This is a genomic window from Cytobacillus pseudoceanisediminis (assembly GCF_023516215.1).
Classification (GTDB): domain Bacteria; phylum Bacillota; class Bacilli; order Bacillales; family Cytobacillaceae; genus Cytobacillus; species Cytobacillus pseudoceanisediminis.
Genome location: NZ_CP097349.1, coordinates 1,074,411 through 1,089,714 on the forward strand (window position 1 = coordinate 1,074,411; position 15,304 = coordinate 1,089,714).

Annotated in this window: 9 protein-coding genes and 3 pseudogenes; 9 read left to right on the forward strand and 3 right to left on the reverse strand. The window is 37.8% G+C overall.

Going from position 1 to position 15,304, the window contains the following annotated elements:
* Positions 1-17 precede the first annotated feature (17 nt).
* On the reverse strand, positions 18-1,025 hold the full coding sequence (locus M5V91_RS05745) for a DUF3231 family protein (RefSeq protein WP_284521865.1): 1,008 nt from the start codon (positions 1,023-1,025) through the stop codon (positions 18-20).
* 335 nt (positions 1,026-1,360) lie between these two features.
* Here M5V91_RS05745 and M5V91_RS05750 point away from each other — a divergent pair, with 335 nt between their 5' ends.
* Positions 1,361-2,992, forward strand: a complete 1,632-nt coding sequence (locus M5V91_RS05750; RefSeq protein WP_284521866.1) for a metal ABC transporter solute-binding protein, Zn/Mn family — start codon at positions 1,361-1,363, stop codon at positions 2,990-2,992.
* Positions 2,993-3,537: 545 nt separating this feature from the next.
* On the opposite strand, the gene M5V91_RS05755 is transcribed toward M5V91_RS05750, so the two are convergent.
* Positions 3,538-3,789, reverse strand: coding sequence for a LysR substrate-binding domain-containing protein (locus tag M5V91_RS05755; protein WP_083390549.1), 252 nt, complete (start codon positions 3,787-3,789; stop codon positions 3,538-3,540).
* A gap of 323 nt (positions 3,790-4,112) precedes the next feature.
* On the opposite strand from M5V91_RS05755, the gene M5V91_RS05760 reads away from it, so the two are divergent.
* The 5 genes and pseudogenes from M5V91_RS05760 (at position 4,113) to M5V91_RS05780 (ending at position 10,962) form a co-directional block, all read left to right on the forward strand.
* The gene (locus M5V91_RS05760; protein WP_009334034.1) at positions 4,113-4,754 is read left to right on the forward strand and encodes a TetR/AcrR family transcriptional regulator; all 642 of its coding nucleotides are present in this window, start codon (positions 4,113-4,115) and stop codon (positions 4,752-4,754) included.
* 42 nt (positions 4,755-4,796) lie between these two features.
* Positions 4,797-7,105: pseudogene (locus M5V91_RS05765) on the forward strand (ABC transporter permease).
* Between the two features lie 13 nt (positions 7,106-7,118).
* On the forward strand, positions 7,119-7,877 hold the full coding sequence (locus M5V91_RS05770) for an ABC transporter ATP-binding protein (protein WP_258753289.1): 759 nt from the start codon (positions 7,119-7,121) through the stop codon (positions 7,875-7,877).
* A gap of 494 nt (positions 7,878-8,371) precedes the next feature.
* Positions 8,372-9,724: a UDP-glucose dehydrogenase family protein gene (locus tag M5V91_RS05775; RefSeq protein WP_009334037.1), complete on the forward strand. Its 1,353-nt coding sequence runs from the start codon at positions 8,372-8,374 to the stop codon at positions 9,722-9,724.
* Positions 9,702-10,962: pseudogene (locus M5V91_RS05780) on the forward strand (glycosyltransferase family 4 protein). Before M5V91_RS05775 ends, M5V91_RS05780 begins: the two are co-directional and overlap by 23 nt.
* Before the next feature lie 707 nt (positions 10,963-11,669).
* Here the strand turns inward: M5V91_RS05780 and M5V91_RS05785 are convergent.
* Entirely contained in the window at positions 11,670-12,539 is an 870-nt protein-coding gene (locus M5V91_RS05785) for a LysR family transcriptional regulator (protein WP_284521867.1), read from the reverse strand.
* A gap of 287 nt (positions 12,540-12,826) precedes the next feature.
* On the opposite strand from M5V91_RS05785, the pseudogene M5V91_RS05790 reads away from it, so the two are divergent.
* The 3 genes and pseudogenes from M5V91_RS05790 (at position 12,827) to M5V91_RS05800 (ending at position 15,289) form a co-directional block, all read left to right on the forward strand.
* A pseudogene (locus tag M5V91_RS05790) lies at positions 12,827-13,713 on the forward strand (DMT family transporter).
* Between the two features lie 286 nt (positions 13,714-13,999).
* Positions 14,000-14,305, forward strand: a complete 306-nt coding sequence (locus M5V91_RS05795) for a hypothetical protein (protein ID WP_284521868.1) — start codon at positions 14,000-14,002, stop codon at positions 14,303-14,305.
* A gap of 36 nt (positions 14,306-14,341) precedes the next feature.
* The gene (locus M5V91_RS05800) at positions 14,342-15,289 is read left to right on the forward strand and encodes a LacI family DNA-binding transcriptional regulator (RefSeq protein WP_071158862.1); all 948 of its coding nucleotides are present in this window, start codon (positions 14,342-14,344) and stop codon (positions 15,287-15,289) included.
* The last annotated feature ends 15 nt before the right edge of the window (positions 15,290-15,304 follow it).

Here is a 15,304-nt window from a genome sequence, read left to right on the forward strand (position 1 = left end):
TGAAATTCCATTTTTCTCTATACTTCTTCTGAAATCTCTTTTCTATTAGGAGCAAGTGGAGGCTGTTCTAGCCACCTATTTTGTTCCATAAGGTTAAACCACTTTTTTGTAACCATAAGATTTTTTAAAATTGTTCCTTCATAAGCAGTTACAAGGTCTGTTCGCATTGCTGATGCTAATCCTGCCCCATGATAGTTTTGTGCAGCTTGGAACAAGAAACCAATATGATACAGCATTAACTTATCGGAAAATGGTGAATCCGTTGAAGTTGTCACTTCTGTTTCCCAGGATTTCGGAACGGGTAAATTGTCTGATTGCATTATTTTTGAAAATTTTTTTATTTGTCCATCTGCTGTTTTCTCTGAATCGCTTAAAAACTTCCTTACTTCTTTTGTTTGAGCGACTTGACTGAATGCAATAGAAAGGGTTTTAGCCATAATGCTTTTTTTAAGGTTGAAGGATATACTAATAATTTCTGTTGCTGCTAATTTTCTGCCCTTGCCGAAATATCCATCTGTGAAATCCTGGCTGGAAACAAATTCAGGGTTTTTAGCAGGATAAAACAAAGGGTCTCTCTGAAAATTTCCTTTCTGCAGTAATAACTCAATTGTTTGGTGGTACATATTTTTTGCATCCGTATTGCAGGAATCGTAAAACTCCCTTAAGTCTTTTCTGACAGAAACACCTAATGAAGTGCTGTGGCCCAGTAAACCGTGTAACGTCATGATATGTAAATAATTCAAGCAAAATATATCCGTAAACAATCTCTGTTTACCATTGAAGAGGTCAGAATCATTAAATCCAATTGGAACTGGAAACCCGTCACTCTGTATAAAGGATACAATTTGTTGCTTTTGTTTTCCGAATGTCTTAATAGCATCCTCAAAAATGGCTTTGATTTGCTCATCCTCAATAATTGAGACCATATATCTATTTACAATATCAGTCATTGTACCATTTATAAATTCTCCCCAAAGAGTGCCTATTTCGGAAGCTGTGAGTTTTAAATTATTCTTATCCTCCACGCTATCACCTCTGTCATATTATTTACCAATTTAGCAAGCAATATGAAATTGAAAATAATAAGAAAACATTCTGAAGAAATTCATTAATAATAACAAAACTTTGAATAAAAGACCTTTTTAGGTCTGGCTAGTAACAGCAGTACATTTGGCAACCTTCAGAGTCCATTTAGGGTCTGGCTTCAGCCTCAGAGAAAACCACGCGTTCTCACGCGTGGTTTTTATTTAAACTGAAGTGCAGGTTAGTTGAATGGTTATAACTAAAAAATCGTAATGATTACTATTTACAAATCGTAATCATTACGATAAAATATTTACAAAGTAAAGGGGGAGTAAAATTGTTGAAAAAATTTACAGGCTTACTTAGTTTAGTTATTGTCATCTTTACGCTAGCTGCGTGTGGAGGAAAAGCTACAAACAGCAGTGAAAGTGAAAAGGAACCAAAAGAATCTGGCAAAGAGTTAAAGATTTTTACAACTGTATATCCTCTTCAGTATTTTGCTGAACAAATCGCAGAAGATCAAGCTTCTGTAGAGTCTATTCTGCCACCGGGATCAGATTCGCATACATATGAACCAAGCACCAAAGATATGATAAAAATATCTGAATCCGATGCTTTTATTTATAATGGGGCAGGTTTAGAATCATATGCAAACAAAATCTCGGAAACTATTCAATCTGATGACGTCAAGATACTTGAAGCATCAAAAGGAATTAACTTGGAAAAGCATGTACATAACCATGAAGGGGAGGGTGGCGGCCACGTGAGTGACCACACTCATGAAGAAGAAGGCAGTCATGAGGACGAGCATGCTGGACATAATCATGGGGATCAAGATCCTCACGTTTGGCTGGATCCTATTCGTTCTATTCAGCTTGCAGAGCATATAAAAGATTTATTAGTTGAATTAAAACCTGAGCAAGAAGAGTTTTTTAATCAAAACTTTGAGGAGTTGAAAGGAAAGCTCGAAAACTTAGACCAAGACTTCCGTACACAACTTGAAAATTTACCTGAAAATAAAATTATTGTATCTCATGCTGCTTATGGCTATTGGGAGAAAAGCTATGGGATCGAGCAAATCGCAGTATCTGGATTGAGCCCTGCTAACGAGCCCTCACATAAAGAGGTACAAAACATCATTAAGACCGCTGAAAAAAATGGATTGAAACATGTATTTTTTGAACAGAATATAACTCCTAAAGTGGCGGACATAGTTAGGAAGGAAATTGATGCAGAGGCTTTACGCATACACAATTTATCGGTTTTAACAGAAGAAGATATAAAGAATAATGAGGACTACTTTACTCTCATGCAGCACAACTTAGAGGAACTAACAAAAGCTTTATCTGAACCTTCATCAGAGGGGGCAGCTCAGACAAATGAACAGGGTGAACACGATCACGGCCATACTCATGCACATGATGAAGAAACAGCAAAAATTTATGAAGGGTATTTTGAAGACAGTCAGGTGAAGGATCGATCCTTATCCGACTGGGAAGGAGACTGGCAGTCTGTATACCCATATCTTCAAGATGGTACGCTTGACGAAGTATTTACTTATAAAGCAGAACATGAGGGTGAGATGACAGCTAAAGAATATAAGGAATATTATAATGAAGGATACCAAACAAATGTTGGACGAATTCAGATTCAGGGGAACAAGGTAACGTTTTTCAAAAATGGAGAAGAATATACTGGTGAGTATATCTATGATGGGTATGAAATTCTAACATATGATGCGGGGAATAGAGGGGTTAGATATGTATTTAAACTAGAAGCAGAAGCTGAAGGTCTTCCTCAATATATTCAGTTTAGTGATCATAGTATCTATCCGACAGAAGCTGCTCACTATCACCTTTATTGGGGTGATGACCGAGAAAAATTATTGGAGGAAGTTACCCATTGGCCTACTTACTATCCATCAGAAATGGATGGCCATGACATTGCCCATGAAATGATGGAGCATTAAACTAAGAGTGGCAAGGATTATAACTTTAGTTTCCAGGGTGCATATATTCAATAGCTGCTAATCAGGCAGCTATTTTTCTTTTTAAACTAAAGAGGCAGCGCTCCTGTAATAAAGGAATATGGAGTTTGAAAAAGAAAATAATTCCTTGCTAGAATGAGAGAGTCCTGAAGCCGGAAAGCGAAAACTAGAATGAGGTATAAATGTAAAGGTTATGGTGCTGCACTAGGTGTATTGATGGAAGATGAACAAGTGGTAAAGGTATACTCCTAACAATTGGATGGTTATCTTTCATCCTTACCTTTAATTTAATGCCGCCTATGCTATTGTTTTTTCCTATGAGTTGTAATAATAATGCGAGATTACCAGGGGGATAAGCAGGGGCAGCTATGGTTATTTTAGGTAGAATAAGCGGTATCGCTGTGGCTTTTAGGGATGTTCGTCAGTAATTACTTAATGAAGGGTAATTTGTATACACCTCACTAGACTTGTTTTAATTTCAGATAAGCGTCCATCCACACTGGAAGAGTTGAAAGAGAGGAACCGTTCTAATCTTGAAACACTTCATGCGAAACAAGATCGGGATGAAAGTCTGATTCTATAACGAATGATCCGTCTAACTTATGATTTAATACTTCTTCTGTTAGTGTTTCTGTGACACCAGTAATTAGCGATAGATTTACATTTTTATATTTCTTAATATAGCTGGACAATATTTTTGGTAAATGAATTAGGGTTTTAACTTTTCCAATCTCTAATTTTCCAGACGGTTCTTCATTACTTTGAATGGCTTTTCTCAGTTTTGGAGGAAGTTATTCGTGTAATTTCAGAAGATTTAATGATTGAGTACGGTACTGTGTTAACCTCTCTTGCTTTTAGATACTAGCAGGTATTATCATATTGTGATTTTAACCGTTTATTGACCGGGGAGAAATTAGATGCGGTGATCCATGAGGGATTATCGCACTTTTTTTGAACTCAGTTCTTTTTTTGAAAACTCCACTAATACTATTGAGGATAAATTTTGAAATTTTTATAAAATTTACAAACACTCCATATAAAATTAAAAATTGTCTGTTACTATTTAATCGACAGACAGTCGGTTCATAAAGGCGGTGAAACAATGAGAAAAGAAGCGGAGGAACGCAGGAACGAAATACTTGATGCAGCCGATGAGCTTTTTGGTCAGAAGGGTTTTGATGGAACGAGTACAAATGATATTCTCGAAAAGGTCGGTATTGCGCGTGGTACACTGTATTATCACTTCAAGTCGAAAGAGGATATTATGGACTCGTTGGTTGACCGGTATAGTGTTCGTCTTTTAGGCTCTGCGCAGGAAATTGCTGCAGATGAGAGTATTCCTGTAGTCGAACGTATTATCCGAGTTGTTATATCAATTAATTTAAGTGGCGGAAGCAGCCAGGAAATTATGGAGCATATTCACAAGCCACAGAATGCCCTTATGCATAAGAAAATAGAAAAGGTCATCATCAATGGAGTTACGCCAATACTGACGGGAATAATCCAAGAGGGCATTGAACAGGGCCTATTTAATACTCCGTACCCGTATGAATGTATGGAAATGATTGTTACATATGCTAATACCGTTTTTGATGATGATATGGTAGAGATGACCTATGAGGAGCGTGCATCACGGATACGAGCAATTATATTCAACGGAGAAAGGCTGCTCGGTGCAAAAAGCGGAAGTCTGATGAATATTATGCAAATGTTTGGTAGCGAAAATGCTGTAAATAATGAATAAATTTGGGAATTCGATTTAAAAGCTTAAAAAAAGAGGTGGCTTATGTATTTCAGAATACTCCGCAATGACATTTTAAAGAGCAAAGCAATAACATTTACAACAATGATATTTGTTGCTGCAGCATCCATGCTTGTTTCACTCGCAGTAATACTGGCGGTCAATCTTTCGGGTGCACTGGACACGTTAATGACAAAATCTGAAACTCCACATTTTATGCAAATGCATTCCGGTGATATTGATAGAGCACGACTTAAATCCTTTGCAGAGCAACATAACAATGTCGAAGAGTATCAGGTAGTTGAATTTCTTGGCATGGACGGTGCTCACATTATTTTAGGTGATAACTCGCTAGCAGATAGTGTTCAGGACAACGGCTTCAGCTTACAGAACGAAAAGTTCGATTATCTTCTTGACCTTAACGGCAAAATCATCAACAACGTATCTGACGGCGAGCTTTATGTTCCAGTAACCTTTATGAAAGATAGCACAGTCCAAGTAGGTGAAAAGGCCGTAATCAGCGGGAAGGAATTTACCGTTGCGGGATTTCTCCGTGACTCGACCATGAATTCCTCGCTCTCCGCGTCAAAACGATTTCTTGTAAGCAACAATGATTTTGCGGAAATAAAAGACTTTGGTAGTATCGAATATCTAATTGAATTTAGATTAAAGGATTTCTCCGCGATAGGCGAATTTGAAACAGCCTATGCTTCCGCAGGCCTTGAAGCGAACGGACCAACCGTTACCTATACGCTTTTCAAAACGATGAACGCTATTTCAGACGGGATGATGATTGCAGTTATTCTTCTTGTAAGCGCACTTGTGGTTACAATCGCATTTATGTGCATACGCTTCACGCTCCTTGCGAAAATAGAGGACGACTACCGCGAAATTGGGGTAATGAAGGCAATTGGGATGCGTATTTCCGACATAAAGCGGATTTATCTTGCGAAATACTTAGGCTTAGCGGCGATAGGCAGTATTCTTGGATTTATTCTTTCGGTTATGTTCCAAGGCGTGCTTCTTGAAAATATCCGACTTTTCATAGGTGAAAGTAAAAATTCTTCTTATGCGAATGTCTTAGGAGTTATCGGTATCCTTCTCGTTTTCCTGGCAATTATTGCTTATGTCAATGGTGTGCTGAAACGATTTCGGAAAATATCCGCTGCGGAAGCTTTACGCTTTGGAACTTCTCAGGTAAAGACAAATGACGCTAAGCGTTTTTCCTTAGTTAGAAACAGACTGTTTAGTACGAATGTTTTTCTGGGAATCAAGGATGTTCTAGCAAGAAAAAACTTTACGCAACAATACTTATTGTCCTGGTGATTTCGGCATTTATCATTATTGTTCCACAGAACCTGCACAGCACAATTTCCTCAAAAAGCTTCATTCAGTATATGGGGATTGGAAACTACGATATGCGTATTCAGGCCAATTCATCTGATAATACCGATGAAATTGAAAAGACGATAGAAAGCGACGACGCCGTTTCCAAGTATGCTGTTTTGACAACAAAGACCTTTAAAGTAAAAGCGAGAAACGGTTTAGAAGAAAATATAAAAGTTGAACTTGGTGACCATTCTGCATTTCCAATAGAGTATTCTGAGGGAAGAGCACCTTCCCGTGATGACGAAATTGCGCTTTCAGCTATAAATGCCGGTGAACTGAGCACAAAGATAGACGAAATTATAACGCTGGTGATTGAAGGGAAGGAGAAAAAGCTCACGGTTACAGGAATATACTCCGACGTTACGAATGGTGGCAAAACTGCAAAGGCTGTATTCACCGACAATTCGGCGAAAGTCATGTGGACCATCCTCTGTGTTGAACTTTTGGATAAATCCCTTGTCGACAGGAAGGTTGCGGAGTATTCAGACCGATTTGATTTTGCAAAGACTTCAGATATAGATAAATTTGTATCTCAGACCCTCGGCTCGACAATAAGATCCGTTGAAATAGCATCTTACGCTGCAGTTACTGTTGCGCTTGTTATTACAGTACTGGTTACTATATTATTCATGAAAATGCTAGTTGCAAAGGACAGACCTTCTATTGCCATTATGAAGGCGCTCGGTTTTACAAACTCGGATATTAGGGCGCAGTATGTTTCTCGTTCAGTTTTCGTTCTAATTGTCGGAATTATTCTCGGTACCCTACTCGCGAATACTCTCGGAGAGTTCCTTGCGGGCGTGCTAATCTCTTCGTTCGGAGCGTCAACGTTTAATTTTACGGTCAATCCTTTTACGGCATATCTGCTAAGTCCGTTGATGATGATATTCATTGCACTTATTGCAACCATGATCGGCACCTCGAGCGCGGGACAAATAAAAATTTCCGAAAATATAAAGGAGTAGGAGGAGTAGACATATGGAGAAGATTATTATTGGTGAGCATATAGTAAAAACTTTCGGTGAGGGCGATGAAGAGCGCACTGTTCTCGATGGAGTATCTATTGAAATAAACGAGGGTGAGTTCGTAGCAGTTATGGGACCTTCGGGCTCTGGAAAATCTACACTACTGTTTGCTTTAAGCGGAATCGATGGTGTTGATGGCGGAAAGATCGTTTTTGACGGCAAGGATTTATCGGCATTCGGGGAGACTGAGCTTTCAGATATACGTAGAACAAAAATGGGGTTAATTTTTCAGCAGCCGACCATGCTAAAAAGTCTGAATATTCTCGACAACATTATTCTTCCGTCAATTCGCGGAAACCGAAAAAACATCGTAAAAGTTTCGGAGAAGGCAAGAACGCTTCTTAAAAGGGTAGGCATTGCGGAGCTTGAAACGCGCGATACTACACAGGTTTCGGGAGGTCAGCTTCAGCGTGCGGGTATATGCAGAGCATTGATGAGCAGTCCGAAAATTATCTTCGGCGACGAACCAACAGGTGCCCTTAACTCAAAATCTGCCCATGAAATAATGGACATTTTTTCTGAAATCAATGCGGATGGTACTGCGATTATGCTTGTAACTCACGATGCGAAGGTTGCAGCGCGGACGGAACGTATTCTGTTTATGCTGGACGGAAAAATTGTAAGTGAGTTGAAGCTTCCAAAGCTGAACGGGTCGGATATAGAACGTAGAGTCGAAGAAGTGACGGCGAAAATGTTGGAAGTAGGAATATGATTATTGTTTCACAGTCTGATAGAAATTACTTATTTAAAAACATATCATCGCCATACTTAGAACAAATACTTTTCCTGCTAAACGTTATACAAATGACCCTAGTATCCATTACTTTGATAAAAAAAGTAAAAACTTTATTGGGCTAAAGGGTGCTTTTGTTCAAGAATTGGCTGCATATTAGGCAACTTCTTTCTTTTTAAACTAAAGGCAGTTTATTGATTAACCAAAACAACATTTTGAAACTTAGAGATGACTATGCATTGGAGGGAAGCGCATGGCTGAATTTTTTATGCACCCATTGCTGTGGCTTTTTGGCTGGCGGGAAAGGATCGGAGAATGAGGAATAGCAAGTACGGACAGCCCAATCAGGGCTGTTTTTTATTGAAAAAAGGATTGGCAGAAATGCTGAAACATATTTTTTACAATAGTTTAACACGTCCTAAAGAAAGGTTTAAATTTCCATCAGTACAATGTCAGTATAGAGGAGGGATTGCATGAAAATAGCTGTTGCAGGAACAGGTTATGTGGGATTAATTACAGGTGTTTGTTTAGCAGAAATGGGACATCGGGTGATTTGTACAGATATTATGGAAGAAAAAATTCAGCTTCTTAAAACGGGGCGATCGCCTATTTTTGAGCCGGGACTAGAGCAGATGCTGAAGAACAACCTCTTAAGCGGCCGTTTAGCATTCACTGTAAATCCTAAAATTGCCTATAAGGATGCAGAAATAATCTTTATTGCAGTTGGTACACCGGAAAACCATGACGGGACAAGTAACCTGGATTACGTTCATGCAGCAGCTTATTCTATTGGTATATGTATTGAAAATGATGTTATTGTCTGTACAAAGAGCACAGTTCCTGTGGGGACAAATGAAAAAATCAAAGAAATTATTCAAAGTGTAAAGCCTCCGCCTCACCAGGCAGAGGTTGTTTCCAATCCTGAATTTCTGCGAGAAGGTTCGGCAATTATTGATTTTTTCAACGGTGACCGAATAATATTAGGAACCAATTCAAAAAGCGCAGCAGCAAAATTGGAGGAACTTTATCTTCCTTTAAAAATACCTATCATTAAGACTGATATGCGAAGCGCTGAAATGATTAAGTATGCATCAAATGCCTTCCTCGCTGCCAAAATCAGCTTTATTAATGAAATTGCAGCAATATGTGAAAAAACCGGAGCCAACATTGAAGAAGTTGCATATGGGATTGGAAAAGACAAGAGGATTGGGCCGTATTTTCTGCAGGCGGGAATTGGCTATGGAGGTTCCTGCTTTCCAAAAGATACAAAAGCCCTTGTGAAATTAGCGGGTAATGTACAGCACAAATTTGAGCTTCTCGAATCCGTAATCAAAGTGAATAATCGTCAGCAGACCTTGGCCGTCAGCCTAGCCAAAAATATATTAGGTTCATTAGAAGGCAAAAGAGTGGCTCTCCTGGGTCTTGCATTTAAGCCGGATACAGATGATGTTAGGGAAGCGGCGTCATTAATGATTGCCAAAAGACTTCTGGAAAATAACGCATCGGTTATCGCATATGATCCTGCTGCGGTACCCAATGCAAGGAAGGTTTTAGGAGATGCAATCGAATATACGATGAATGTACAAATAGCCTTAGAAAATGCCGACTTGGCTATTATTGCAACTGAATGGGAACAAATCAAACATTTTCCGCTGGAGTTATATACAGAAAGAATGAAATCCCCCGTTATAATTGACGGGAGAAACTGCTACTCTCTTCGAGACATCAGCAGACATTCTATCAGCTATATTTCAATCGGAAGGCCTTATATCATCCAAGATAAAATAATGGAAGGAAGATCATATGAAAATAGCTTTCTTCACTGATACTTTTTACCCTGACATCAACGGAGTCGCGAAAACACTCAAAAGATTTACAGACTATTTAAGCGATCAGAAAATCACCTTGAAAATATTTGCGCCATCCAGCCAATCAGATGAGTATGTTTCTTCCCATATTCGCAGATTCAAAAGTGCCTCTTTTTTCCTATATCCAGAATGCAGGGTGGCTTTTCCAAATTATTTTCATATCAAAGAGGAACTTGAAAAGTTTAATCCCGATTTAATACATGTTGCCACACCTTTTAATCTCGGACTTAGTGGTCTTTACTGCGCTAAAAAGTTAAATATCCCTATAGTGGGGTCGTACCACACTGACTTTGACTATTATCTTGAATTCTATGACCTCAAATTTCTGTCAAACATACTTTGGAAATACATGACCTGGTTTCACAGCACCTTTAAGAAGGTCTTTGTTCCTTCGTCTGAAACACTGCAGCAATTAAGACTGCATGGATTTTCAAATTTGGTATTATGGCCAAGAGGTGTCGACTGCAAGCTGTTCCACCCATACTATGATAAATTATCAGTCCGCAGGCAATACTCCATCAGCAAAAAATACCTTCTCACCTATGCAGGCAGACTGGCACCTGAAAAAAATGTCGATATCCTCCCTGATATAGCGCAATTACTCCCACCTCATTTTGAAGAAGATATTCATTGGCTAATTGTTGGGGACGGACCACTTCGAAAACAATTACAGGAAGCAGCTCCAAAAACATGACCTTTACGGGTTATTTAGCAGCCCAGCAGCTAGCTGAAGTGTACTCAGCATCAGATTTGTTTGTTTTTCCATCTCCTACAGAAACCTTCGGAAACGTTGTTCTTGAATCAATGGCCAGCGGAACGCCTGTAATTGGTGCGAATGCGGGGGAGTTAAAAGCATTATTCAGAATGGTGTAACAGGTTATTTGTGTGAACCTGGAAATGCGGAGGATTTCGCTGCTTCGATCATAAATCTGCTCAAGAACCATAAAGTCAGAAGCCGAATGGGGTTTGATGGCAGGGATTATGCGTTAAAGCAGAAGTGGGATGAAATCTTTGATAATCTAATAGGTCAATATAAAGCGGTTATAGGGGAGAGTGGCGAGAAGAAGAAGAATGACCTCAATCCTTTCCAGAGTGAATTTACAGAAGATTACCTTTGCAGAAATAATTACAGGGTGCCGATAATGCAGCAAAAGCTGGAGTTGAACCGCAAAAATATAACCACCTCTAAAAAGTAGTCCCAGACCGGAAAGAAGGAGTTCGCTCTTACCCTATAGAATTTAATACAACAAATGGTTTGTCTAATTCATAATTTCTTTTAGGGAATAACCATGAATATTCTAAAAAACGTGGAAGTAATTTTTTTATTTACTTTCCTTCTTACCTCTTGCAGCAAAAACAGCAGGTGAACTATACCCATTGGGTAAATTAGTGAAAAATATATATTGAAAGTACTGAAGATGGGGTAGAATCCATACTTTCTCACAAACTTTTAAGGAGAATTTCCTAGATGCGTGGCTTAATTTAAAATTAGAAGATATAGAAACCCTCAATACTAATGGACAACATGATGGGAGTCGTGTTTTTTTAGAAATTGAACTTAAGAATGGGGTTACTTTTAGAGACGTTTATTGGACTGAATCCAATACATTTCATTCTAGTATAGTTGGAGATAAACATATAAAGGATATTCTCGAATATGAGTTATCAAATTTAAGAAAAAATTTACATGAGTTTGATAAAGCTGCTCTCAAATATGAGGGCAGCTTTCCTTGTAATACTTGAACCTATGGCATTTAAGCTGAAAATGGTGAACCATTACACAATAATCTATAGGGTACATTACTTAAAGAACCAGCTGCAGTCTAAGGCGCTTTCTTATTGTACTAAACGGGCATGTTAATTGAATAAGCTTTCGCTAATCTAAATTTAGAATATAGTATTATCACTCCGTGTTTCTGTATGATAAATATTCTAAAAATCTCTTGGAAGCAAGAGAAAGTGTTTTTTGATCTCTGGCAGCAATACCAATATTTCTAAAAGCAGGAACTTCCAGCTCTTTCGCTATAATTTTGTGAGGTATACGCTGTAAAATCAATTCTGGTAATATACTGATTCCCAGCCCGTTTTCCACCATAGACATAATGGCATAGTCATCCCAAGTTGTAAAATTAACTTGCGGTGAAATATAGTGCATCTCAAAAATCTCTGAAATCTCTGCTTTTGCTCCCTTTTCCAATAGCATAAACGGACTGTTCAGTAAGCCGCTAATTGGAAACTTCTCACAATTAGCAAGCGGATGGTTTTGGGGAATCACTACCAGCAAACGGTCTTGTTCCAAAAAAACCGTTTCAAGATCTGCTTTTGACGGCAGCCGTACAAATCCGAAGTCAACACGTCCATCTAAAACCCATCTTTCAATTTCTGTGTAATCACCAAGCAGAAGTTCAAAATCAATCTTCGGGTAATCCTTCTTAAAAACTCTGATCATGTTAGGGAGCCAATGAGTTGCTACGCTGGAAAATGTCCCAATACGAATAATCCCGGACTGTATATGGTGTAAGTCTTCGATTTGCGTCATTAAGATTTTGTACTCATTGCAGATTCTCTTTACTTGGGGCAGTAATTTTAAGCCATCAGAAGTTAAACTGATACCCGCACGTCCTCTTTCAAAAAGGGAAATCCCCCATTCCGTTTCTAAATCGTTAATCATACGGCTGATCCCAGACTGTGTATAGTCCAGTGATTCGGCAGCTTTTGTGAAGCTGCCGAATTCTGCTGCCCTGACAAATGCCATATATTTTTGGATATTCATATTTCTTTTCCTTCCCCATCTGGTTTTGTCATATATATCATGAGAAACATTCGTTTTTGTAATATCTGACACCATGATATGTTATTAATATCAAAAATTCAAGGCAGGAAAGGGGAGCTATAAAAATTGTTTTTTGTGAGTGAAATAATGAAAAAAGCACCTGTCTTCTTTTGGTTTCCGCCCCAAGAAAGGGTCTGCATTCCGACTGAGATTTGAAAATGAAGTTAAATAAACATAATAAGAATCTGCGAAATACAAGCTGATTCGCAGATGGGCAGGAGCAGAAGATGAAACCTAAAATCCAGTTTATATTATCAATGATTACTTTCGGTACAATTGGTTTGGTGGTCCGATATATTGATTTAGCTTCGAGTGAAAGTGCTTTACTAAGCAGTTTCCTGGGATGCATATTTTTATTGCTGGTATTCTTCATGATGAAGAAAAAATACCTTGGAATTTAGTAAAAACGAATGCTTTATTTTTGATTCTTTCAGGTATTGCATTGGGAGGAAATTGGATTTTTCTTTATCAATCGTATGACCATACGACAATTGCCAATGCAACGCTAGGTTATTACTTTGCTCCTGTGATTGTAATGATTCTATCTCCCTATGTCCTTAGGGAACATTTATCCGTTAAAAAAATGGTTTGTATTGGTGCAGCAATCATAGGTATGTTAATGATTGTAGGTGAAGGCATGAGTGCATCAGAATCAGATGATATTCTTGGACTTTCCTTTGGATTAACCGCAGCAGCATTTTATGCTGCGTTATTGCTTTTAAATAAATTTATTAAAGATATGGGAAAGTTAGAGCTGACCATCATTCAGCTTGGAACAACCACTTTACTGTTAATGCCATATGTTTTCCTTACCGAAGGATTTGGCATCTTTGAAGTATCAAGTTCTTCTATTCCTTTTATTCTAATATTAGGAGTCGTCAACACAGGGATTGGGTTTTGGTTATTTTTCTCCGGTATGGAAAAATTAAAAGGACAGAGCATAGCTATGCTAAGTTATGTTGACCCATTTGTAGCTATATTGATTTCCGCAATTATCCTGCAAGAACAAATGACAATTATTCAAATGCTTGGTGGTATACTGCTATTAGGCTCTACACTAGTTAGTGAATTGAAATCAGTTAACCATTCCAATAGATTAATGAAAACCAGCTGAATAAACTACAAAAACAGTGGGAGGCAATCGTTTCCTACTGTTTTTAGTTTGATAACTTTAAATAAGCCGCCAGGACCGAGAGGTAATTGAAGAAAGGTTTTCAAATTTGTCAGTTTTTTTCTAATAAAATCAAGGCGCATGTTAGTTTAATAATGGGTAGCTTTATTAAAAAGTTAATCCGTCTCTTTGTAGCTGTTTTAGCAATTATTGATTTTTCTCTTGACTTGAAATGGATTTCATAAATTAGATTGAAAGTAAGCTGATTTTCAACGAAGGGAGAAGAGAGATGAACAGAATGATTAACCTTCAACAAGATGAACATGTACTATATAACCTTACAGGGTTATTGGAAATCTTTGATGGAGTACAAAATATCTACTATGGTGATTTATTTTTAACTAATAAAAGATTATATGTAATAAGCACCAAGCCAATAAATGTTGAAAAATCTTTTTGGTTTAAAGGAGAAATGAGAAACATTGAACATTCGACACTCATTGTAGGAAAACACAGGATTGCGATAAGATGGGCATACAATGGAAACCTCCTTTACTTTATAAAAGCTTTTCAGAAATTGGATGTAAATGTGTAGGTTCTCTTGATTCCTGATATATGTGGGAGGTATGTGATGACAAATATTAAAGACATTGCAAGATTAGCAGGTGTATCTGTCTCTACTGTTTCTAGAGTCCTTAACAATTATAAGCACGTTGCCAGAGATAAAAGAGAGTCTGTTCTTAGAGTTATTGAAGAAATGAACTATACGCCAAATAAAAATGCGATTGATTTAATTAGAGGAGAAACCAGAACAATAGGCGTTATTCTCCCATATAACAACAATCCAGCATTTGATCAGATATTAAACGGTATACTGAACAAGGCATTAGAGCATGATTTTTCGATTACGGTACTTCCTTCAATCTATAGTAAAGAGAAAGAAGTGGAGTATTTAAAAAAATTAAAAAGCAAGCTGTATGATGGCATCATTATCACTTCAAGAGCAAATGATTGGGAAACGATCATTCCGTATACTGGGTATGGTTCTATCGTTTCTTGTGAATATACACAGCACAAAGAAATTGGATGTTCTTATATGGACCGTTATTCTTCTTATCTAGATGCCTTTCAATTATTAAAAAACAAAGGGCATTATGCTGTAGCTTTCACAACAGCTAGGATAGAAAGCAATAGCACGAAGCAAATGATTGGTGCATATAAGGAGGTTTTTGGTGAATTTCAACCTAAATATCATATTTCAGGGTGTCTTTGCTTAGAAGACGGATATAAAGCAGCGGAGCATTTCCTGCATTTACCGGAGAGACCCACAGCTGTCTATGCGAATGGAGATGAAGTGGCTGGTGGTATTTATTTATATGCTAAGTCTCAGCAATTAAAAATCCCTGCTGATTTAGCAATCATTGGTCAAGAAAATCAGCCAATTGGTATTGGTATGGGGATTACTACAGTAGATCATCAGTTAACGAAAATTGGTGAGCAAGCTTTTAGCCTAGTTATAAAAAAATCTAGAGAAAAAGTAAAAATACCTTATCATATTGTGGAGAGAGATTCTGTTTAAAAACCCTGCTTTGAA